Below are 21,892 nucleotides of genomic sequence, written 5' to 3'. Positions count from 1 at the left end.
CGGGTGGCGACGATCATTCGGGTCACGGGCATGGCGGCCCGCTCGGTGAAAAAACGGAACTGATGTTTGCCGTACTGGCCGGCGCCTGCACGCTGGCAGGCTGGCTATGCGCATGGTCGCGGTTCGGCCCGGACGGGCTCGCCACCACGCTGTTCTGCACCGCGTATCTGTTCGGCGGCTATTTCACCACCAAAGAAGCACTCGACAACATACGCGCCGGCCGCTTTGAGATCGACACACTGATGCTCGTGGCCGCTGCGGGCGCCGCCGCGCTGGGCCAGTGGGGCGAAGGCGCCCTGCTGTTGTTCCTGTTTAGCCTGGGACACTCGCTCGAACATTTCGCCATGGGCCGGGCGCGGCGGGCGATCGAAGCGCTGGCCAGGCTGGCGCCCGAAACGGCCCTGGTCAAACGCGGAGACCGGCTCGAGGAAGTGGCGGTCGCGGGGTTGACGCCAGGCGACCTGGTGCTGGTCAAGCCCAACGAGCGCTTGCCTGCCGATGGGGTCGTCGTCAAGGGGACCGGCAGCGTCAATCAGGCGCCGGTCACCGGTGAGAGCGTCCCGGTCGACAAACAGCCCGTCGCCGACGGGCATGCCGCGATTGCAGCCTTCGACCGGGTCGCGGCCAAGCACCGGGTGTACGCCGGCACCATCAACGGCGCCGGCGCGATCGAGGTGATGGTGGCCCGGCCGGCCGCCCAGTCGAGCATGGCGCGGGTGGTGCGGATGGTGGCCGAGGCGCAGGCCCAGCGTTCCCCTGCACAGCAGTTCACCGACAGGTTCGTACGCATATTCGTGCCGGCGGTGCTGGCCCTGGTGGTTCTGCTGATGTTTGCGTTCATGCTGGTCGACGAGCCGTTCGCCGCCAGCTTCTATCGGGCGATGGCGGTGCTGGTTGCCGCCAGCCCGTGCGCGCTGGCCATTTCGGTTCCCAGCGCGGTGCTGTCCGGCGTGGCCCGCGCGGCCCGCGGCGGCGTGCTGGTCAAGGGCGGCGGCCCGCTTGAAAACCTGGGTAGCCTGAGCTCCATAGCCTTCGACAAGACCGGTACGCTCACCGAAGGCAAGCCGCAACTCACCGACGTCGTCGCGGCCGATGGCGTCGACGTGGTGGAGCTGCTGTCGGTGATGCTTGCCGTGGAGGCCCATAGCGACCATCCGCTGGCCGCAGCCCTGGTCAACGGCGCGCGCGCACGGCTGCCGGACGGCGCGCCGGCACCGACTGCGGACAACGTCGGCAGCATCACCGGGCGCGGCATCCAGGCCGTCGTCGACGGCGAAACCGTCTACATCGCCAAGCCAGCGCTGTTCTCGGAGATCAGGGTGGCATCCGTGCCCGCCGCGCTGCTGCGGGCGAATCAAGAACTGGTGGCAGCCGGACGCACCACGATGCTGGTATTGAAAGGCAGGCGCTTCCTGGGGCTGGTGGGCGCCATGGATACGCCGAGGGCTGCGGCCGCGCCGGTGATGGCCGGCTTGCGGGCGCTGGGCATCGAACGCTTGATCATGATCTCCGGCGACAACCAGCAGGTTGCCGATGCCGTTGCCCGCATGGTCGGCCTGACAGAGGCGCGCGGCGACCTGATGCCGGAGCAAAAAGTCGAGGCCATCAGGCAGTTGCGCCAGCAGCACGGCAAGGTGGCCATGGTGGGCGACGGCGTCAACGACGCCCCGGCGATGGCCAACGCCACCGTTGGCATCGCGATGGGGGCCGCCGGATCGGATGTCGCGCTCGAGGTGGCCGACGTCGCCTTGATGGGCGACGACCTCGGGCAGTTGCCGTTCGTGGTCGGCTTGTCGCGCCAGACCAGCCGGATCATCAAACAGAACCTTTGGGTCAGCCTGGGCATGGTGGCCGTGCTGGTTCCCGCGACGATGTTCGGTTTGAACATCGGCACGGCGGTCCTGTTCCATGAGGGCTCGACCATCCTGGTGGTGATCAACGCCCTGCGTCTGCTGGCTTTCCAGGCGCCGCCGCCAGCAGGCGCGCCACCGCCGCCGCCAACGGCGCGCTCATGCTGATTTCGTTGCTGACGTGGGGCACGGTGTCGCAGCTGACGATACGTCCGGCGCCGGCCGCCTTCAGGTCGGCATAGGCGGTGCCGGCGAACAGCGCGTGGACGCCGATGCACACCGGCGGCGCGCAGCCGGCCGCCTTCAACTGCTGCGTGGCGGCGATCATGGTGCGGGCGGTCGAGATGATATCGTCCACCAGCACCGGCGTACTGCCGGCCAGTACCGCCGCCGGCGGCAGCGAGACGCTGACCTCGCGGTCGCCGCTGCGCACCTTGCGCAGCACCGTGTAGGGACAGCCGACGGCGGCCGCCACCTGTGCCACCCATTGTTCGCTTTCCTGGTCCGGCCCGACCAGCACCGGACGCTCCACATGGGCGGCGATCCAGCCGGCGATTTTCGGCGCGGCCGGCACCACCTCGGTGGCGATCTGGTACAGCTCCGACAGTCGGTGAAACCGGTGCAGGTGCGGGTCGACCGTCACCAGCCAGTCGCAGCAGCCAGACAGCAGCCGCGCGACATGCCGCGCCGTGACGCCCTGCCCCGGCGCGAAGCTGGCGTCCTGGCGCATATACGGCAGATACGGCGCCACCAGGCCGACGCTGCGCGCGCCCAGTTCGCGCGCCACGCAGGCGCACAGGTAGACGGCCGTGATCTGGTGGTCCGGCTGGTTCATCGCGGCCACCAGGATGACGTCGCGGCCGGCCACGGCGGGCGTCAGCTGCGGACAGATTTCGCCGTCCGGGAACTGGTGCACCAGCAGTTCGCCGGCGTCGCAGCCGAGGCGCCCGCGCAGGTGGCCGGCGAATGGTTCGGCGCCAGGCAGCGCCATCAGCAGCGCAGTCATCACGCCTCCTGTATCGAAAAGATATTGTCCTGCGCCTCGGCGTAGGCCAGCGCCACCGCCAGCTCGGCCGGCGATTCGGCGTGCAAGGTCAGCAAGGGCTGGCCCGCGCTCAGCATGGTGCCCAGCGGCGCGTGCAGCGCCAGCCCGGCGGCCGGCGATTTCGGCGCGCCGGCCAGCTTGGCCAGCCGCGCCAGGCGGCGGTTGTCGATGGCGACCAGGCGTCCCTGGTGCAGTGCCGTCAGCACCTGGGTGTAGGCCGCGCGCGGCGGCGTGCGCATGCCGCCCTGCGCCGCGCAGATCGCCTGCAGCTTGTTCCAGGCCGCGCCGCTATCGAGCACGCTGCGCGCCAGCGCCAGGCCGTCGCCGGGCGCGGCCTTGCGGCCCAGTTCAAGCACGAGTCCGGCCAGCTGCAAGGCGCGTTGCCGCAAATCGTCCGGCGCGCCGAGCTGGTTTTGCAGCACCGCCAGCACATCCCACGCCTCCAGCGCCGGGCCGACGCCGTGGCCGACCGGCTGGCTGCCGTCGCTCAGCATCACGTTGACCTTGATGCCGAGCGCCGCGCCGACCGCGTCCAGCCGCTGCGCCAGCGCGTGCGCGGCCTGCTGCGAACGCACCTTGGCGGTACGCCCGACCGGAATGTCGATCACCACGTGGGTGGAGCCGGCCGCGATCTTCTTCGACAGCACCGAGGCCACCATCAGGCCGTCGCTGTCCAGGTCCAGCGGCCGCTCGACCCGGATCAACACATCGTCCGCCGGACTGAGCGAGACCGCCCCGCCCCAGGCGATGCAGCCGCCCTCGCGCTCCACCACGCGCCGCATGGCCGGCAAGTCCAGCGTCACCGGGGCCAGCGTCTCCATGGTGTCGGCGGTGCCGGCCGGCGACGTGATCGCGCGCGACGAGGTCTTGGGGATGGTCAGGCCGCAGGCGGCGACGATCGGCACCACCAGCAAGGTGGTGCGGTTGCCGGGCAAGCCGCCGACGCAATGCTTGTCGACCACCAGCTCGCTGTTCCAGTGCAGCCGCTGGCCCACCGCCACCATGGCGCGGGTCAGCGCGATGGTCTCGGCCAGGTCCATCCGGTTGCCGGAACAGGCGGTGATCAGGGCCGCCAGTTCGATGTCGGCATAGCGGCCGTCGACCACGTCGCGCACGATGGCCTGGGCGGCCTCGCTGCCGATCGGCCGGCCGTAGATCTTGGCGCGCACCGCCGACATCGAGGCCGCCGGCTCGTGGTAAGCGTCGATCATGCCAGCTCCTGCTGTTCCAGGTAGTCGGCCACGCGGCAGTCCCAGTGCAGCGTCTGCTCGATGCGATGCCGCAGCGCGTCGGCCGCGGCCGGCTCGCCGTGGGTGATGAAGGTGCGCCTGGGCGGCTGTTCAAAATGGCCCAGCCAGCTCATGATCTCGCCGGCGTCGGCATGCGCGGACAGATTGTCGATTTGCCGCACGCTGGCGCGCAGCGGCACATACTCGCCGAAGATCTTGATCTCGGGCGCGCCGTCGAGCATGGCCGCGCCGCGCGTGCCGCCGGCCTGGAAGCCGGCGAACAGGATGGTGTTGCGCGAATCGCCGCCGAAGGCCCTCAGGTGGTGCAGCACGCGGCCGCCGGTGGCCATGCCGCTGGCGGCGATGATCACCATCGGCAACTGCTTCTGGTTGAGCGCGATCGATTCCGCGACGCTGTTGACGATGTGGGCCGCATGGCACATGGCTTCGCACTGCTCGCGGTCGAGGCGGTGCAGCCGGCGGTGCTTCTGGTACAGCGCGGTGGCGTCGGTCGCCATCGGGCTGTTCAGGTAGACCGGCAGCCCCGACGGCAGCTGGCCCTTCTGCTTGAGCTGGTGGATCGCGTACAGGATAGCTTGCGCCCGCCCGACCGCGAACGCCGGAATGAGGGTGACGCCGCCGCGCGCGGCGGTCTCGCGGATGGTTTGTCCGAGCAGGATGGCGGGATCGGCCGGATTGTGCAGGCGGTCGCCGTAGGTCGATTCCAGCACCAGGTAGTCGCTGCGGGCGATGTGGCTAGGCTCGACCATGATGGCGTCGTGCAGCCGGCCGAGGTCGCCGGAGAAGGTCACGCTGCGCTGGCCGTCGTCGATGGTGACGATGGCCGCGCCCAGGATATGGCCGCCGAGCGCCATCCGGCCGCGCAGCGGGCCGCAGATGGCGAACGATTGCCCGAACTCCACCGGCGCAAAGAATTTCAACGCCCGCTCGGCATCCTGCTCGGTGTACAGGGGCAGCGCCGGCGCGTGCTTGGAGTAATTGTGGCGGTTGGCATGGTTGGCCTCCTCTTCCAGCAGATGGCCGCTGTCGGGCAACAGGATCTTGCACAGGTCGAAGGTGGCCTGGCTGCACAGGATCTTGCCGCGAAAGCCGTGCTTGACCAGCAGCGGCAGATAGCCGCTGTGGTCCAGGTGGGCGTGGGTCAGCACCACCGCCTGGATGGTCGACGGCGCCACCGGCAGCTCGGCCCAGTTGCGCAGCCGCAGCTGCTTGTAGCCCTGGAACAGGCCGCAATCGAGCAGCATGCGGTGCTCGCCCGACGTCAGCAGATACTTGGAGCCGGTGACGGTGCCGGTCGCTCCGAGGAATTGTATTTTCATGGTCTCCACCTCTGCCGGGTTGAGCGGACGGCTGGCCTGGATCAGCGCAGCATGTCCGCCTTCTGGAAATACTTGCGCGCATACTTGAGCAGTTGGCCGTCGCTCGGATGGTCGGCGCTTTCCACGCTCATCACGCAATCGGCGACGGCCGGGTGATGCTTGATCAAATGCTTCATCAGCTCCAGCTTTTCCTGCGCCGGGCCGACGATCAGGATTTCGGTGGCGCTGCCCAGCGCGCGGGCCACGTCGTCGAAGTACGGCTTGCTTTCGGCGGCGCGGCCGGAGCCGACGGCGCCCGCTTTGCCATGCAGGTGCGGGTGGGTCGAGACGGTCTTGACGACTTCGCTGTCAGCGGCTTCGGCGTTGAAATGGATGACATGGGCCTGCACGTGGTCTATCCACGCTACGACATGATTGAAAGACATGAACTACTCCGGTGGTGAGGTGATGTATTGCAGTCTAGTAAGGTAGGGCAGCAAAATCCTTGATGCAGATCAAAATCAACCGAGCTGGTTCAATTAGGAGTAGCCTGTATAGTCCGATCTATCCCGGGGAGCGTCCATGCAGAACGTGGTCTATCACTTTCGTTTCGCCGACGGCCAGAGCGCGCGCTGCGCGGTCGATGCCGACGCCGACGCCGGGCAGCAGCCGGCCGACTTGCCGGCATGGACCGCGCTGGGGCTGGAACAGTGTCCCAACTGTCCGCTGCGGCCCGACAGCACGCCGCACTGCCCGATGGCGGTGCGGCTGGTGCCGCTGATCGCCATCATGGGCAAGCTGCGCAGCTACGAACAGGTCGAGGTGCGGGTGGAGATGGCGGAACGCAGCGTCGTCAGGCTGACCACGGTGCAGCGCGGCGTGGGCGCCTTGATGGGCCTGCTGGCCGCCGGCAGCGCCTGTCCGCACACCGACTTTCTGCGCCCGATGGCGCACTTCCACCTGCCGTTCGCCTCCGAGGAAGAAACCATTTACCGCGCGGCCTCGACCTATTTGCTGGGACAGTATTTCATCGCCCGCAACGGCGGCGTGCCGGACTGGGAGCTGGACGGCCTGAAGGCGCGCTACCTGGCGCTGCAAACCGTCAACAGCGCGATGGCCAAGCGCCTGCGCCACGCGGTCGACGAGGACGGCGCGATCAACGCGCTCGTCATCCTCGACTTGCTGGCCAAGGCGCTGCCCTACTCGATCGACGATAAGCTGGACGACATCAAGGCGGCCTTCCCGGCCGCCTGATGGTCACACCGCCTGCGGATGCACCAGGCGGCGCAGGTCCATCGACAATCCGGCCAGCTGCGAGGCGGTCTGCAGCGTCTGGGTCGAACTGGCCTCGGTCTCCTGCGTGGTCTGGGCCACGTCCGACACGGCGATACGCACCTGGTCGGCCGCCGTGGCCTGCTGCTTGGTCGACAGTTCGATCTCGCGCACCGCCTCGGTGGTGGTGCTGACCAGGTCGGAGATCTGCTTGAACGCCAGCGCCACCTCGGCAAACTGGCGCGCCCCCAGGTCGACCGCCTTGGCGCCGCTTTCGGTCGCCATCACCGTGGTGTTGACGGCGCCGCGCACATCGTCGATCTGGATCCGGATGCCTTTGGTGGAGGCGGCCACGCGGTCGGCCAGCTTGCGGATCTCCTCCGCCACCACGGCGAAGCGGCGCCCCGCCTCGCCGGCGCCGCTGGCCTCGATGGTGGCGTTGATGGCCAGGATGTTGGTCTGCTCGGCCAGCTCGGAGACGATGTCGAGCACGGCGCCGATCTCCTGCGACTTGCGGCCCAGGTCGAGCATATGGCTGACCACCAGGTCGGTCTGGCGGCGGATGCCGGCGATCGATTCCTGCCCCCGCTCCACCGTGCCCTCGCCGTTGCGCGCCGCGCCGGCGGTCTGCTCGGCGATCTGCGCCACCCGCTGCGCGCTCTCGGCGATCTGGCGCGAGGTCACGCCCAGTTCGCTGATGGTGGTGCTGATCTCGCTCATGGCGCTGGCCTGCTCGCGCGCCCCGGACGCCTGCTGGGTGGCGGCGGCCTGCAACTCGGCCGAGGAGCTTTGCACATGGCCCACCGCCATGCCCAGCCGGTCGGTCAGCGAGCGCGTGATGGTGAAGCCGGCGGCGATCACGAACAGCAGGCACAGCACGGTGCCGCCGACGATGGTCAGCTTGGCCATGTTGGCGGTGGCGTCCGCCTCGGCCTCGCGCTTGTCGAGCAGCGCGCGTTCATCGCGGATGATCTGATCGCACACCGCGCGCAGACTGTCCATCAGCTTCTTGGGCTGCCCGCTCAACACGATCTTCATCGCTTCATCGGTCTGGCCGGCCTTGCGCAAATCGATGATGCGCTTAACTATGCCGAGCTTGTTGACCGCCAGCGCTTCGGCCTGGCCTATCCTGGCCTGCTGGTCGGGATTGTCGATGGTTAAGGTGCGCAGTGCGGCCATCGCCGCGGGCAAGCCGGCGATGGCGGAGTCGACCGGCTCCAGATGGTTGGGATCGCCAGTCAGCATGTAACCGCGCTGGCCGGCCTCGGCTTCGGTCACTTCGTTCAGTAGCGCAGAGACATGCTCCAGCACTTTCTGCGTGTGATTGACCGAGCTGGCGGTGGCGATCAGCACGTAGATGCTCCAGTACGCCGCGACGCCGATCGCGATCAGGAAGGTCGACGATACCGCAAAGCCGAACGCCAGCTTGCGCCCAAAGGTCCAGTTTTTGTTCATGGTGCTGCGCTCCCTCATTCCCTCAACCGGCGGATCGGTCCGCCTGCCCTTGCGTGCTCAAATAATGGCGTGGCGCCTAGGCCGGATGCGCCGGACCGAGCAGGCGTGCGACCTCGGCCATGAAAGTATCGTAGTCGATGGGTTTTTCGATGTAGCCGTCGAAGCCGGCCGCCAGCATGCGTTCGTGGTCGCCCTTCATCACATAGGCGGTCAGCGCCACCACCGGTATCGCCCGCGTCAGCGGGTCGCCCTTGAGGATGGCGACCGCCGCGATGCCGTCCATCTCCGGCATCTGCACATCCATCAGGATCAGGTCCGGCTGCTGCTCGCGGGCGATGGCGATGCCGGCGCGCGCCCGCTCGGCGCAGTACAGCGTGTGCCCGTCGCTCTCCAGCATGATGCTGGTCAGCAGCATGTTGCCAGGCGTATCTTCGACGATCAGTATGCGTGCCATCTTCCACCCCGGTTATCGTGCTGGCCTCAAGGTCGCGGCTCGCCGGCGCGCTGTTGCAGCGCGCGGCCGACCTCGAACAAGAATTGGCGTCGATTGAAACTGTCTTTCTCCATGACGCGCAGCACCTGTCCGCTCAGGCGCCGCTTGTCGTCGTCGCTGACGCTGCGCTCGCTCAGCACCAGGATCGGCGCCTCGCCGGCGCCGCCGTGGCGCAGCGCCGCGATCACCTCGAAGCCGCTGATGTCGGCCAGCACCAGGCCGACGATCATCAGGTCCGGACGCAGCGCCGGCATGGCCGCCAGCGCGCTGGCGCCGTCCGCATAGCACAGCACCTTGTAGTTCAACGCGGCCAGGTCGCCGCTCAGGCGGGCGCAGGTGGCCGCATCGTCGACGATCACCACCGTCGGCGCCAGCGCGTCGTCGTTGCCCAGCCCCAGCGCGTACACGGCGTCGCGCAGGCTCTGGTGCGACACCGGTTTTTGCAGCAGCTGGGCCGCGCCCAGCACGCAGGCCTTCATTTCCTCGGCCAGGATGGAGACGATCACCACCGGCACGCTTTCCAGCCGGGGATTGCTCTTGATCTCGTCCAGCACCGCCCAGCCGCTGGCGTCGGGCAGCAGCAGGTCGAGCGTGATCAGGTCCGGCACCTCGCTGCGCGCCATCGCCAGCGCGCTGACGGCGTCGCGCGCGTGGCGGACGGCGAAGCCGATGCTCTCCAGGTGCAGCTGGAGCAGCTCGGCGGCGTGCTGGTCGTCCTCGATCACCAGCACCCGGCGGCTGGCCGGATCCGGCGCCGCCGCCAGCGGCTCCGGCCGCAGCGGCAGCCAGACCGAGAACTGCGCGCCCAGTCCCGCCGCGCTGGCGACGCCGACCGTGCCGCCGTGCAGCTCGGCCAGGCGGCTGACCAACGCCAGGCCCAGCCCGCTGCCCTCGTGCTGGCGCGAGCTCGACGAATCGAGCTGGCTGAACGTCTCGAACAGGGCCGACAGGTCGGCGGCGGCGATGCCGTCGCCGCCGTCGCGCACCCGCACTTCCAGGAACTCTTGCGCGCCGCCGGCGGGCAGCGGCAGCAGGCGGCTGGTCCATACGCCGTCTTCGCGGTAGTCGACGTCGGGGCGCAGCACCCGGTGCAGCGACAAGGTCACGCGGCCGCCGTCGTGGCTGAACTTGACCGCGTTCGACAGCAGGTTGTAGGCCATCTGCCGGAACTTGCGCAGATCGACCTGCACCTGCGCCAGCGGCACGCACGGCAGGAACTCCAGCCCGATGCCGCGCCGCGCCGCGCTGTCCTGCACGATCGACAGGCAGGCGCGCAGCTCGTTGTTGGCGTCGACCGGCTCCAGCGCCAGGTCCATCTTGCCGGCCTCCACCTTGGACAGGTCGAGGATGTCGTTGATCAGGCCCAGCAGGTGCCGGCCGCTGGCCAGCACATGGCCGACGCAGGTCTGCTGCTTGGTGCTGAGCTCGCCGGTGACGCCGCGCGCCATCAGGTCGGAAAAGCCGATGATGGCGTTGAGCGGCGTGCGCAGCTCGTGCGACATATTCGACAGGAACTCGGACTTGAGCCGGTTGGCCTGCTCCAGCTCGCGGTTCTTTGCCGCCACCTCGCGCTGGCCCGCTTCCAGCGCCTGCACCGCCTGTTCCAGATCGCGGTTCTTTTGTTCCAGCTCGATCAACAGGGCGGCGCGGCTTTCGGCCAGCGCGCGCGCGGCGCGCATTTCCGCCGCCTCCAGTTCCTTGCCCATCAGCTCGGCCCGGATGCGGCGGCTCTCGTCCTCGAACTGTTTGCGCCGCAGCTGGGCCCGCACGCGCGCCTTGAGCACGTCGAAGTCGCTCGACTTGAGCACGTAGTCGTCGGCGCCGGTGGACAAGCCTTCGATCATCGCCGCCCGGTCTTCCATCGCCGTCAGCATGATCAGCGGGATGTCGCGGGTGGCGGGATCGCCCTTCAGGCGATAGCAGGTGTCGGTGCCGGACAGGCCGGGCATCAGCCGGTCCAGCAGCACGCAATCGACCTTCTGCACCTTCAGCAGCGCCAGCGCCTGCTCGCCGGATTCGGCCAGTATCATGTCGTAGCCCTCGTCGCCCAGCACCTCGGCCAGCTCGAACAGATAGGTGCGGCTGTCGTCCACCGCCAGGATGCGCTGGCCGGCCTGCGGCGCCATCGGCTTGCCGCCGCCGTCGACATTGCGCAGCACCGCCGCCAGCCGCGCCAGCAGCATGCCGGCGTCGCCGTCCTTGCGCACGAAGGCGTCGGCGCCGGCCTCCAGCGCGTGCAGCTCGGCGCCCTGCTGGTCGGCCCCGGTCAGCAGGATGCAGGGCACGGTGCGCAGCGCCGGGTCGAGCCGCAGCCGGCGCACCACGCCGGCGCCGTCGATGCCGGGCAGCACGCTGTCGACCACCAGCGCCGCCGGCCGCCGCAGCGCCATCGCCCGCAAGCCTTCCTCGCCGGTATGGGAGAGCGCCACCTGGTAGCCCTGCTCGCGCAGCAGCGCGCCGAGCTGCTCGCGGTAGGTCAGGCTGTCGTCGATCACCTGCACCAGCGGCGCGCCGTCGGCCGGCGCCCCGGCCAGCTCCAGCAGCTGCATGGCGCGCGCCACCAGGCGGTCGCGGTCGTAGGGCTTGCCGACATAATCGTTGGAGCCGGTCAGCATGCCGCGGATGCGGTGGCTGACCTGGGCTTCGCTCGACAACACCAGCACCGGCAGGCTGGCGCCGGCGTCGGTGGCACGCACTTCGCGCAGCAGGTCGATGCCGTCGCCGTCGGGCAGCATCACGTCCAGTATCATCAGGCCCACTTCCCGGCTGGCCATCACCGCGCGCGCCGCGGCCAGCGTGGCGCAGGCGATGGTGGCGATCTGGTGCTCCTCGAAGGCGTCCTCCAGGTCGGCCCGCACGGTCAGGCTGTCGTCGACGATCAGCACCGGGGCCGTCATGGCGCCCTCCAGCCGGCCAGCGCCGCCAGCGCCGGTCCGATTTCCGCCAGCGGCAGGATGCGCTGCGCCGCGTTCAGCAGCGCCGCCTCGCGCGGCATGCCGTACACCACGCTGCTCGCTTCGTCCTGGGCGATGGTCAGGCCGCCGCTGGCGCGCACCGCCAGCATGCCGCGCGCGCCGTCCTGGCCCATGCCGGTCAGCAGCACGGCGGCGACGGCGCCGCCGCATTCGCGCGCCACCGAATCGAACAGCACGTCGACCGACGGCCGGCACGAGTGGCGCTCCGGCCCGCGCTCGCACACCAGCTGGCGGCCGCGCAGTTCCAGATGCAGTCCGGGCGCGGCCAGCACCACGCCGCGCGCGGGCAGCGGCTGGGCGTGGCGCGCCAGCCGCACGTCCAGCGCGCAGTGGTCGTCGAGCCAGTCGACAAAGGCGGTGCCGAACGGCTCGGCGATATGGATCACCACCAGCAGCGGCAAGGGGAAATCGGCCGGCAGCGCGCCCAGCACGTCGACCAGCGCGCGCGGTCCGCCGGTCGAGGCGCCCACCGCGATCAGCCGCAGGCCCTGCGGCGGGATCGGCGCCGACGGCGCCACCACCGGCGCGGCGCCGCGCCGCCCGCGCAGATGGGTCACCACCTTGATCTTGGCCACCAGCTTGAGCATGGCGAGGTAGTGTCCGCCCCAGCCGAGCTGGTCGGGCCGGGGTTTTTCGATCACGTCCAGCGCGCCGGCCGCCAGCGCCTCGTAGGTGCGGAACAGTTCGCCACGGTTGACGGACGACGACACCACCAGGATAGGCGTCGGGCAATAGGCCATGATGTATTCGGTGGCGGCCAGCCCGGTCATCACCGGCATCATCATGTCGAGCGAGATCACGTCCGGCCGCAGCGCCAGGCACAGTTCGATGGCCTGCTTGCCGTCCTCGGCCTTGCCGACCAGCTCGATCGCCGGGTCGGCCTCCAGCAACTCGCACAGGTGCATGCGCACCGTCAGCGAATCTTCCACCACCAGGACCCGTAGTCTGCTCATCGCTGCACCAGCTCGCCGATCCGGGCCAGGAACGCGGTCTGGTCGAACTCGTTCTTGACGATGTAGCCGTTGGCGCCGGCCTCGGCGCCGCGGCGCCGGTGGGCCTCGGTGGCGAGCGAGGTCACCAGCATGGCCGGGATCTCGCACAGCTGCGGATCGGCGCGGATTTCGGTGATGAAGCCGAAACCGTCCATGCCCGGCATCTCGACATCGACCAGGAACAGCGCGTAGCGGTTTTGCCGCGCCAGCTCCAGCCCTTCCTCGGCCGAGGCCGCTAAAGCCACCTGGTAGCCGGCCGACTCCAGGATGCTGCTCTCGAGCATGCGGGTGGTCAGCGAATCGTCGACGATCAGGATCGGCAGGCAGGACGGCGCCACTTCGCGGCCGCTGCTGCGGCGCCGGGTCAGGGCCCGGCCCAGTTCCTCGGGATCGAGCACCAGGCGCGGCTCGCCCTCGATGTCCAGGTACAAGCCCAGCACCATGGGATCGGCCGCCAGCAGCGGCGGCAGCCCGCGCAGCACCACGCTGTCGACGCCGCCGAGCCGGCTGGTGGCCAGGGCCAGCAGCTCGCCGTGGCTGCGGATCACCACCGCCGTCATCGCCCGTGGCGACCACAGGTGCCGGCCTTGCTGCCGCTCGCGCGCGGCCGCGCCCACCGCCAGCGGCAGCAGCGGCAGCAACTGGCCCTGGTAGACGATGGCGCCGCCGTCGACGGTGTGCACCACCTGCTCCGGCGGCACCCGCAGCGCGCCGTGCACGGCGTCCAGCGGCAGGGCCATGCCCTGGCCGTCGGCCTCGACCAGCAACACGTCCAGCGCCGCCAGGGTCAGCGGCACGCTCAGCTCGAAGGTGGCGCCGCCCGCGCCGCTGGCGGCCTGGGCCTTGCCGCCCAGCTTGCCCATCGCCGCCCGCACCACGTCCATGCCGATGCCGCGTCCGGACAACTCGGTCACCACGCTGCTGGTGCTGACGCCGCCTTGCATCAGCCGCGCCAGCAGGCCGGCGCTGTCGTCCGGCGCGTCCAGGCCGCGTTCGGCCAGCGAGCGGCGCAGCGCCGCCTGGTCGATGCCGCGGCCGTCGTCGCGGCAGCGGAACCACACCATGTAGCCGCGCCGCGCCACCTCCAGCGTGATGCGGCCGGCCGCCGGCTTGCCCGCCGCCAGCCGCTCGGCCGGGGTCTCGATGCCGTGCGCCACCGCGTTGCGCACCAGCTGCAGCAAGGCGCCCAGCACCACGTCCAGCACTTCGCCGTCGACCCGCAACTGGCCGCCGGTGGCCTCGAACGCCACTTGGCGGCCGCTGCTGTGGGCGGCGTCGCGCGCGCAGCGTTCCAGCGTGGTGAAGATGCCGGCCACCGGCACCAGCCGCAGGCGCTCGGCGGCGTCGCGGGTCTGGCGCAGTTCGCGGTCGATGCGTTCGGCGCCGCCGGCCATGCGCCGCTCCAGCGTGTCGAGCTGGGCCACCAGCACCCGGCCGCCCTGCGCCGCCTCGCCCGCCAGCGCCAGGGCGCGCAAGGCATCGAGCGCGCCGATGGCGCGCCGCATGGCCGCCAGCTCGGTGCCGATCTCGCCCAGTCCCTCCAGCAGCACATCGACTTCCAGCACGTCGGCGCGGCCGAGCCGTTGCGGCGCTTCGGCCTCGCTCTCGGCGGCCGGCGCGGCGCCGCCGGCGACAGCGACCGGCGCGGCGGGGGCGGCCTCGGGCAGCGGCAGTTGCGCCAGCAAGGCGTTGACCCGGTCGCAGGCGGCCAGCAGCTGGTCGACGGTGCTGCGCGCCAGCGCCGCGTCGTCGCTGCGCAAGGGCGCCAGCAATTCTTCGACGCCGTGGATCAGGTCGGCGATCTCGGCCTGCCGCACCACCCGCGCCGCACCCTTCAGCGTATGGGCCCAGCGCAGCAACAAGGCCACCTGTTCGGCGTCGCGCGCGCCCTGCTCCAGCGCCAGCACGCCCCTGCCGATCTGCTCGATCAACTCGCGCGCCTCGATGCGGAAATAGCGGTAGGGATCTTTAGCCATGCTGGCCTCCCTGCTGCGCGCGCACCGTGCGCGCTTCGACCTCGGCCGCCAGCGCGGCGATCGCCAGCACCGGCACCACGCCGGCGGCCGTGCGCACCGCCTCGCATTGCTGTCCGTGGCCGCCGGCGTCGGCCGCGGCGATCAATTGTTCGGCGCCGGCGCAGAGGTGGGACTCGAAGGCTTCGAAGGCGAACGCCAGCGGCGCGCTGGCCTGCACCAGCACCATCCAGCGCGGCGCGCCGGCGGCCGCCTTGCCCAGCAAGGTGGTCAGCTGGTAGACCGGCACGATCTGGCCGCGGAAGTTGGTCACGCCCAGCAGCTCCGGCATGGGGCTGGGCACTTCGAGGACGCGGCGGTCGGCGTGCAGGCCGCGGATATCGGCCAGGCGGATCGCATAGGGCTCGGCGCCTATCCGTATCGTCAGCAGGTTGACGCTGCCGGCGGCCGGCAAGCTCGGGGCCAGCGCGAACGAACGGTCGAACTGCTCGCGCAATTGGCGGGCGCTGTCGGCCGGCATGCGGTCCGGGCTCATGGCGTCGCTCCCAGTGCGGCCAGTTCGGCGCGGCACAATCCGACCAGCGCGCTGCGCGGGAAGCCGCCGCCGAACAGCAGCAGCCGCGAGGCTTCCTCATGCTGGAGCAGGATCAGGGCCTGGGCCAGGTCGCGCCGGGCCGACTCGGCGTCGCCCAAGCGCCGCTCCAGCAGACCGATGTGCAGGCGCGCCAGCGCGAACCCGGGATCGAGGTAGGCGGCGCTGCGGTAGTGGGCCAGCGCCGCGCCGTTGTCGCCGCCCTCCTCGTGGCACAGCGCCAGCACGTACTGGGCGCCGGTGTTGAGCTCGTCGCGCGCCAGCAATTGATGGCAGACGTTCTGCGCCGCCGTCAGCGCGCCGCTCTGGCCGAGCGAGATGGCCTTCAGCAGCAGCACGTCCGGGTCCTCGGCGTGCTGTTGCGGCAGCTTGTCGATCAGCGCCAGGCTTTGCTCGAATTGTTCGTTGTGCAGGCAGGCCAGCGCGTGGTGCAGGTCGGCCTGCGCCGGCGCCGACGGCATGGCGCCGGCGCGCGGCACGGCCACCGCCAGCGTGTCGATGCGCTGCGCGGCGCGGGCGATGACGTCGACCCAGGCCGGATCGTCGCACAGCACGGGGCGGGTTTGCACGCCGTTCCACGGCGGCTGGTTGAAGTCGGCCGGCAGCGGCGCCTGGCCGGCGTACAGCTTGCGCTGGTAGTAGAAAGTGGCGTGGGTGTGGCACAGGTGGAAATCGTGCGACAGCCCGCGCAAGGTTTCCGCGTGGCCCATGAACAGGTAACCGCCGGGCGTCAGCGCGGCGGCGATGCGGGCCACCGCCGCCTGCGCCTGGGCCGGGCTGAAGTACATCAGCACGTTGCGGCAGAAGACGATGTCGTAGCTGCCGGGCGCCCACAGCTCGTCATCGTCCTGGGCCAGGTTGCGCTGGTCGAAGCGGACCGAGCGCCGCACGCCGTCGTTGAGCGCATACAGCTCGGCTTCGCGGCTGAACCAGCGGGCCCGCATGGCGGGACTGACTTCACGCAGCGACCAGGCCGAGTAGCGGGCCCGCGCGGCCTTGGCCAGCATGGCCGGGTTGGCGTCGACGGCGCGGATCTCCACGCTGCCGGCGCCCAGCGGCCCGGCCTCGCGCGCGGCGATGGCCAGCGTGTACGGCTCCTCGCCCGAGGCGCAGCCGGCCGACAGCACCCGCACCGGCAAACCGTCGCGCGCCTGCCAGCAGGCCGGCAGCGCCACGTCGGCATAGGCGCGGATCTGCTCGATATTCCGGTAGAAATAGGTTTCGGTGACGGTCAGGTCGACCGCCAGCCGGTGCAGCGCCTCGCACGGCGCGGGCGCCGCCGCCAGCGTGGCGATGAACGCGGCGCTGTCGCCGCCGGCGTGCAGCGCCAGCACCCGGGCCAGGTTGCCCAGCTTGGTTTCATCGAATTGCAGGCCCAGCCGCTCGGCGATCAGGTCGCGGAACCGCGCCACCTGGGTGGAGGTCGGTTCGAGGTTCATGCGCTCGCTTCCCCGGCGGCCAGGGCCTCCCACATGGCCTCGGGCACCATGCGGCCGGCGCGCAACACCAGCAACAGTTCGGCGTCGAGGGTGGCGATGGCTTGCACCAGGCCGTCGTCGCTAGCGTCCAGCAAGGGAGCGATCTCGGCCAGCGCGGCGGCGGCCAGCCGGCGCACGCCGAGCACGCCATCCACCGCCAGCGCCAGTTGCCGTGGGCCGACGCTTAGTGTGACAAAACGCGACACTTGCGCCGAACGCGACGGTCCGACCAGGCGGGCGCAATCGATGACGGGAACGGGAACGCCGCGTATCAGGGCCAGGCCGAGCAGGAAGTCGGCCATGGCGGGCAGCGGATCGACCGGCAACGCCCGCATGATTTCACGCACATGCCGCAGCGGCAGCGCACACAGGCGTTGTCCGCTGCGGCACAACAGTACTGAATGCAATGGCTCGCTATCGAATGGCATGGAAACCCATTTCACTGACCAGCAAAAAGCGCGGAAACCAGCTCGCGTTCCCGTGAAGGTTACACAAGATTCTAACAGAGAATCTATCCAAAAATCATATGATGTAATTTGGCTTCAACAGGTGGGAATCTACGTTATAGTCACTTGGGGAAATACAAAGGGAGAGCGTATGGATGGCGTCGGATACAGGGGCAGCGGGGTTCCTGCCAGGTCACGGCCATGCAGCCGTTGATGACGCGTCCCTGGCGCAGCTGGCGCAAGCTGGCCGCCGGCCTTGCCGGCCTTGCCGTCCTGGCGACCGTCGCCATCACGGTGTACGCCTTCGGCCAGTATGAAGGCCAGCAAACGCTGGCGGAACTGGAGGTGCGGCTCACCGGCCGCAGCATCTCCAATGCCGGCATCTTGCAACGCAAGCTGGAAGACTTGCGCCGCGATGCCATTTTCCTCGCCAGCGTCCCGCCCGTCGCCGGTCTCGCCCGCGCCGAGGGCAATGGCGGCTTCGATGCGCGGGAAAGTACGCCCGGCGCCTACTGGGAAGCGCGGCTTGTCAGCATTTTCACCGCCTATGCCATCGCCAATCCGGACCTCACCCAGCTGCGCCTGATCGGCGTGGCGGATCATGGACGTGAGCGTATCAGGATGGACCGCTCAGGCGGCAGGCTGGTCGTCACCGCCAAAGCGGACCTGCAGCAGAAAGGCGAAACCGAGTACATGCGGATGGCGATGCGCCTGCCGGCCGGACAAACCTATCTGTCGGATATCAACCTCAACCGCGAGCATGGCGCGATCAAGGTTCCCCACATCGCCACCGTGCGCGCGGCGACGCCGGTGTACACCAGTTCGGGAGAACTGTTTGCCGTGGTGGTCATCAACTATGACGTCAGTACGATCATGCGACCGGTCAGCACCAATCTGCCGACCGGGTTTCGCGCCTACCTGACCAATAGCGCCGGCGATTTCTTGCTGCACCCCGATCCGTCCCGCACTTTTGGCTTCGAGCTGGGACGGCGCTGGCGTTGGCAGGACGAATTCACCCCCTCCGCTGGCGCCGGCCTGGCGACCTCGCTGCATCCGGTCACGGCCGACGACGGCCAGACCCTGTACGTGGCCGATACGCGGGTGAGACTGGACCCGGCGCAACCGCAGCGCGACTACCATTTCTTGCTGGCGACCACCGACGACGCCGTCACCAGCGCCATGACCACGATGCGGCTGGGCGTGCTGTTCGCGATGGTGGTGGGCGCCGCGATGGTCGGCATGGCGGCCCAGCTGTACCTGCGCCAGCGGCGCCAGGTGGACGAATATCAGGCGCGCATGTCCGCCATTGTGGAAAACTCGCACGATGCCATCATCGGCAAGACCCTGGACGGCACCGTCACCAGCTGGAACCAGGGGGCGGAACAGATGTTTGGCTACGCGGCGTCCGAGGCGATCGGCCGCTCGCTTGCCGAGCTCATTGTTCCGGCGGACGCGGCGGACGAGGAAGCGGAGATCCTGCGCCGCGTCGCCAGCGGCGACGGCGTCGCCGACATGCATACCCGGCGCCGGCACCGGGACGGCAGGCTGTTGACCGTTTCCATCACCTCGTCGCCGATCCGCGGCGCCGACGGGCGGGTGATCGGCGCCGCCAAGACGGTGCGCGACATCGGCGAGCAGGAGCAGGCCAACCTGCGCATCCGCGAGATGAACGCAACGCTGGAGCAGCAGGTACGCCAGCGCACCTTGCATCTTGAATCGGTCACCATGCTGCAACGGGCCATTCTCGATCATGCCTCCTACGCCATCATCGCCACCGACGAGGCGGGCATCATCCGTTTGTTCAATCCCGCCGCCGAGCGCATGTTGGGTTATGCGGCAGATCAAGTTCTGGGCTTGCTGACGCCGGCCGTGTTGCACGATGCAGACGAAGTGGTGGCGCGGGCGGCCGTCCTGTCGCAGGAGCTGCGCACCCCGGTGGAAGCCGGCTTCGAGACCTTCGTCGCCAAGGCCAGGCTGGGGCTGGCGGATGAAAACGAATGGACCTACATCCGCCGCGACGGCTCGCGCTTCCCGGTGCTGCTTTCGGTGACCTGCTTGTGCGGCGCGGACGGCGTCATCAACGGCTACCTGGGCATTGCCTCCGACATCACGACGCGCGAGCAGGACCGGCGGGTGCTGGTGGCGGCCCGCGATCAATTGCTGAACGCCGCCGAGGTGGCCGAGCTGGGCATCTGGACCTGGACCCTGGCCACCGGCCTGCTGGAATGGAACCAGCGCATGTACGACTTCTACGACGTACCGGCGGATGCCTACGGCTGCGGCTTGCATCTTGAGCATTGGCGCCAGCACGTCCATCCCGACGACGTCGACGCCACCATGGCCAAGCTGATGGACGTGGTCGCCGGCACCGGCAAGTACGACCCGGTGTTCCGCGTGGTGCGGAGCGACGGCACGCTGCGCTACGTCCAGGCGGCGGCCTCGGTCGAGCGCGACGCCCAGGGCAAGGCGATCCGGGTGCTGGGCATCAACCGCGACATCACGGCCCAACACGAGGCCGAAGCCACCCTGCGCGCCGCCACCGAGGTGGCCGACAGCGCCAACCGGGCCAAATCCGAGTTCCTGGCCAATATGAGCCATGAGATCCGTTCGCCGATGAACGCCGTGCTGGGCATGCTGGCCTTGCTGAAGACCACCGCGCTCGACACGCGCCAGCTCGACTACGCCGGCAAGGCCGAGCGCGCCGGCCGCGCCTTGCTGGGCATCCTCAACGATATCCTCGACTTCTCCCGGGTGGAAGCGGGCAAGCTCACGCTCGATCCCTACCCCTTCAGCAACGACCAGCTGCTGCGCGAAGTGAGCGTGATCCTGGCGGCCAACCTGGACGACAAGGATATCGAGATCTCCTACCAGATCGACCCCGCCCTGCCCGACTGGATCGTGGGCGACGCCATGCGCCTGCAGCAGGTGCTGATCAACCTGGCCGGCAACGCCATCAAATTTACCCAGCAGGGCGAGGTGGTGGTCGCGGTACAAGCGCTGGCGCCGGAACCGCGCGACATCGCCAGGTACGGCGCCGCCGCGCTGCGCCTGGGCTTCAGCATCCGCGATACCGGCATCGGTATTTCGGCGGAACAGTGCCAGCGCATCTTTGTCGGCTTTTCCCAAGCCGAGGCCTCAACCGCGCGCCGCTACGGCGGTTCCGGGCTGGGGCTGTCCATCAGCCAGCGCCTGGTCGCCATGATGGACGGCGTGCTGACGGTCGAAAGCGTCGTCGGCCAGGGCAGTACTTTCTCGTTCAGCATCGGCTGCCAGCGCGCGCCGGCGCCGGCGGCGAGCGGTCCCGGCGCCGCCCAGTTCAAGGCGCTCAGATGCATGGTGGTCGACGACCACGAAACCGCCCGCGCCTCGATGACCGCCATGTTGGGCGCGTTCGACTGGTCGACCGATGCCTTCTCCAGCGGCGCCGCCGCGCTGGCGGCCATCGAGCACAACACCGGTCGACCCTACGACGTGTTCTTCATCGACTGGCGCATGACCGGCATGGATGGCTGGGATACCGCCGTGCGCATCCGGCGCCGCGCCGCGCCCGGCCACGCGCCGCTGATCATCATGGTGACCGCGCACGGACGCGAGGTGCTGGCGCTGCAACAGACCGATGGCACGGTGCTCGATGGGGTGGTGGTCAAGCCTGCCACGCCGTCGATGCTGCTGGACGCGGTAGCCAAGGCCTCCCATCATGAACCCGTCAACGGCGCCGCCAGGCCTGCCGGCACACGGCCGCTGGCTGGCGTGCGCTTGTTGTTGGTGGAAGACAATCCGACCAATCAGCAGGTGGCGTTTGAACTGCTCAGCCAGGAAGGCGCCAGCATCGAGGTCGCCAACGACGGCAGAGCGGCGATCCAGGCCGTGCAAAACGCAGTCCAGCCCTTCGACTGCGTGCTGATGGACATCCAGATGCCGGAGATGGATGGCTACACCGCCACCCGCAGCATACGCGCGCTCGCCAATGGCGCGCTGCTGCCGATCATCGCGATGACCGCCAATGTCATGGAGAGCGACCGCGAACTGGCACTGGCCGCCGGCATGAACGACCATGTCGGCAAGCCTTTCGACCTGCCCCAATTGGTTGACACCATCTGCCGAAATATCGGCAGGGCCAGGCAGGATCCGCAGACTATGCCGGCGCCGGCGCCGGCATCGACGCCGCTGACCCGGCCCGGCCTGGAGGGCAAGACGGCGCTGGCCCGCTTCGGCGGCAACACGCTGTTCTACCGGCGCGCGCTGCGCGGCTTCGTGGCGGAGCTGGCCACGCTGGAGCACCAGGTGCCGCTGCTGCCCGGCGCCACCGCAGCCAGCGCGGCGGCGCTGCACAGCCTCAAGGGCGTGGCCGGCACGGTGGGCGCCGCGGCGCTGGCGCAGGCCGCGTCCGGCCTGGAGCAACTGGTGCGCGACCAGGCCAGCCCCGCCGCGTGGGCCGCCGCGCACGCGGGTTTGATGGCGCTGGCGCGGCAGGCGGCCACCAGCGCCACTGCGCTGGCCCTGGATCTGGAAAACCTGGAACCGCCGCGGCCGGCGCTCACCCCGGCCGATCCGACGGCGCTGCCGGACGCGCTGCGCAAGCTGCATGGATTGCTGGCGGCCTCGAATCTGGACGCCCTGCCCTTGTTTGAAGCGCTGCTGCGCGACCATGGCCAGCGCCTGCCGGCGGAGTTTTCCGAGCTGAACGACGCCATTGAACGATTCGATTTTCCGACGGCGGCGCGATATTGCGACGCCATTCAGCGTCAATTGTTGGCCGAACCATCGTAACCA

14 protein-coding genes and 1 pseudogene are annotated in these 21,892 nt (G+C 69.4%); 3 read left to right on the top strand and 12 right to left on the bottom strand.

All coding sequences use genetic code 11. The annotated features are described in order from the left end of the window. The first annotated feature begins 62 nt into the window (after positions 1-62). Positions 63-2,018, top strand: coding sequence for a heavy metal translocating P-type ATPase (locus tag AC1RMD_RS06970; RefSeq protein WP_492924990.1), 1,956 nt, complete (start codon positions 63-65; stop codon positions 2,016-2,018). Here the strand turns inward: AC1RMD_RS06970 and AC1RMD_RS06965 are convergent. The 4 genes and pseudogenes from AC1RMD_RS06965 to AC1RMD_RS06950 all read right to left on the bottom strand — a co-directional run bounded on the left by AC1RMD_RS06965 (position 1,936) and on the right by AC1RMD_RS06950 (position 5,889). Then, on the bottom strand, positions 1,936-2,856 hold the full coding sequence (locus AC1RMD_RS06965; protein WP_492924988.1) for a ribose-phosphate pyrophosphokinase: 921 nt from the start codon (positions 2,854-2,856) through the stop codon (positions 1,936-1,938). The genes AC1RMD_RS06970 and AC1RMD_RS06965 overlap by 83 nt on opposite strands. Beyond that, positions 2,856-4,106 (bottom strand): annotated as a pseudogene (locus AC1RMD_RS06960) (thymidine phosphorylase family protein); the annotation flags it as partial. The pseudogene AC1RMD_RS06960 and the gene AC1RMD_RS06965, both read right to left, overlap by 1 nt. Next, entirely contained in the window at positions 4,103-5,464 is a 1,362-nt protein-coding gene (locus tag AC1RMD_RS06955) for an MBL fold metallo-hydrolase RNA specificity domain-containing protein (protein WP_492924986.1), read from the bottom strand. The gene AC1RMD_RS06955 and the pseudogene AC1RMD_RS06960, both read right to left, overlap by 4 nt. Positions 5,465-5,505: 41 nt before the next feature. After that, positions 5,506-5,889 (bottom strand): translational machinery protein, encoded by a 384-nt coding sequence (locus AC1RMD_RS06950; RefSeq protein WP_492924984.1) that lies wholly within the window; start codon positions 5,887-5,889, stop codon positions 5,506-5,508. A 136-nt stretch (positions 5,890-6,025) separates the two neighbouring features. Between AC1RMD_RS06950 and AC1RMD_RS06945 the strand changes: the two genes are divergently transcribed. Then, a complete protein-coding gene (locus AC1RMD_RS06945) occupies positions 6,026-6,697 on the top strand; it encodes a DUF6901 family protein (protein ID WP_492924982.1) in 672 nt (223 codons plus the stop codon). A 3-nt stretch (positions 6,698-6,700) separates the two neighbouring features. On the opposite strand, the gene AC1RMD_RS06940 is transcribed toward AC1RMD_RS06945, so the two are convergent. The 8 genes from AC1RMD_RS06940 to AC1RMD_RS06905 form a co-directional block, all read right to left on the bottom strand. Continuing rightward, positions 6,701-8,170: a CHASE3 domain-containing protein gene (locus AC1RMD_RS06940; RefSeq protein WP_492924980.1), complete on the bottom strand. Its 1,470-nt coding sequence runs from the start codon at positions 8,168-8,170 to the stop codon at positions 6,701-6,703. A gap of 76 nt (positions 8,171-8,246) precedes the next feature. Then, positions 8,247-8,624 (bottom strand): response regulator, encoded by a 378-nt coding sequence (locus AC1RMD_RS06935; RefSeq protein ID WP_492924978.1) that lies wholly within the window; start codon positions 8,622-8,624, stop codon positions 8,247-8,249. 26 nt (positions 8,625-8,650) lie between these two features. Then, positions 8,651-11,560: a response regulator gene (locus tag AC1RMD_RS06930; protein WP_492924976.1), complete on the bottom strand. Its 2,910-nt coding sequence runs from the start codon at positions 11,558-11,560 to the stop codon at positions 8,651-8,653. Then, entirely contained in the window at positions 11,557-12,591 is a 1,035-nt protein-coding gene (gene cheB, locus AC1RMD_RS06925) for a chemotaxis-specific protein-glutamate methyltransferase CheB (protein ID WP_492924974.1), read from the bottom strand. Before cheB ends, AC1RMD_RS06930 begins: the two co-directional genes overlap by 4 nt. Then, on the bottom strand, positions 12,588-14,606 hold the full coding sequence (locus tag AC1RMD_RS06920; protein ID WP_492924972.1) for a hybrid sensor histidine kinase/response regulator: 2,019 nt from the start codon (positions 14,604-14,606) through the stop codon (positions 12,588-12,590). The genes cheB and AC1RMD_RS06920 overlap by 4 nt, the downstream gene beginning before the upstream one ends. Next, a complete protein-coding gene (locus AC1RMD_RS06915; RefSeq protein WP_492924970.1) occupies positions 14,599-15,138 on the bottom strand; it encodes a chemotaxis protein CheW in 540 nt (179 codons plus the stop codon). The genes AC1RMD_RS06920 and AC1RMD_RS06915 overlap by 8 nt, the downstream gene beginning before the upstream one ends. Continuing rightward, complete coding sequence (locus tag AC1RMD_RS06910; protein ID WP_492924968.1) at positions 15,135-16,634, bottom strand: CheR family methyltransferase; 1,500 nt, start codon at positions 16,632-16,634, stop codon at positions 15,135-15,137. The genes AC1RMD_RS06915 and AC1RMD_RS06910 overlap by 4 nt, the downstream gene beginning before the upstream one ends. After that, complete coding sequence (locus tag AC1RMD_RS06905; protein ID WP_492924966.1) at positions 16,631-17,080, bottom strand: chemotaxis protein CheW; 450 nt, start codon at positions 17,078-17,080, stop codon at positions 16,631-16,633. Before AC1RMD_RS06905 ends, AC1RMD_RS06910 begins: the two co-directional genes overlap by 4 nt. Before the next feature lie 252 nt (positions 17,081-17,332). On the opposite strand from AC1RMD_RS06905, the gene AC1RMD_RS06900 reads away from it, so the two are divergent. After that, entirely contained in the window at positions 17,333-21,889 is a 4,557-nt protein-coding gene (locus AC1RMD_RS06900) for a PAS domain S-box protein (protein ID WP_492924964.1), read from the top strand. Positions 21,890-21,892: the final 3 nt, after the last annotated feature.

Source organism: Duganella sp. GW822-FHT06D06 (assembly GCF_058799615.1).
This window is presented reverse-complemented; position numbering and strand designations above follow the sequence as displayed.

Coding starts and splice junctions, on each gene's coding strand:
- AC1RMD_RS06970 (WP_492924990.1), top strand. CDS start 63: ATGTTTGCCGTACTGGCCGGCGCCTGCACGCTGGCAGGCTGGCTATGC.
- AC1RMD_RS06965 (WP_492924988.1), bottom strand. CDS start 2,856: ATGACTGCGCTGCTGATGGCGCTGCCTGGCGCCGAACCATTCGCCGGC.
- AC1RMD_RS06955 (WP_492924986.1), bottom strand. CDS start 5,464: ATGAAAATACAATTCCTCGGAGCGACCGGCACCGTCACCGGCTCCAAG.
- AC1RMD_RS06950 (WP_492924984.1), bottom strand. CDS start 5,889: ATGTCTTTCAATCATGTCGTAGCGTGGATAGACCACGTGCAGGCCCAT.
- AC1RMD_RS06945 (WP_492924982.1), top strand. CDS start 6,026: ATGCAGAACGTGGTCTATCACTTTCGTTTCGCCGACGGCCAGAGCGCG.
- AC1RMD_RS06940 (WP_492924980.1), bottom strand. CDS start 8,170: ATGAACAAAAACTGGACCTTTGGGCGCAAGCTGGCGTTCGGCTTTGCG.
- AC1RMD_RS06935 (WP_492924978.1), bottom strand. CDS start 8,624: ATGGCACGCATACTGATCGTCGAAGATACGCCTGGCAACATGCTGCTG.
- AC1RMD_RS06930 (WP_492924976.1), bottom strand. CDS start 11,560: ATGACGGCCCCGGTGCTGATCGTCGACGACAGCCTGACCGTGCGGGCC.
- cheB (WP_492924974.1), bottom strand. CDS start 12,591: ATGAGCAGACTACGGGTCCTGGTGGTGGAAGATTCGCTGACGGTGCGC.
- AC1RMD_RS06920 (WP_492924972.1), bottom strand. CDS start 14,606: ATGGCTAAAGATCCCTACCGCTATTTCCGCATCGAGGCGCGCGAGTTG.
- AC1RMD_RS06915 (WP_492924970.1), bottom strand. CDS start 15,138: ATGAGCCCGGACCGCATGCCGGCCGACAGCGCCCGCCAATTGCGCGAG.
- AC1RMD_RS06910 (WP_492924968.1), bottom strand. CDS start 16,634: ATGAACCTCGAACCGACCTCCACCCAGGTGGCGCGGTTCCGCGACCTG.
- AC1RMD_RS06900 (WP_492924964.1), top strand. CDS start 17,333: ATGACGCGTCCCTGGCGCAGCTGGCGCAAGCTGGCCGCCGGCCTTGCC.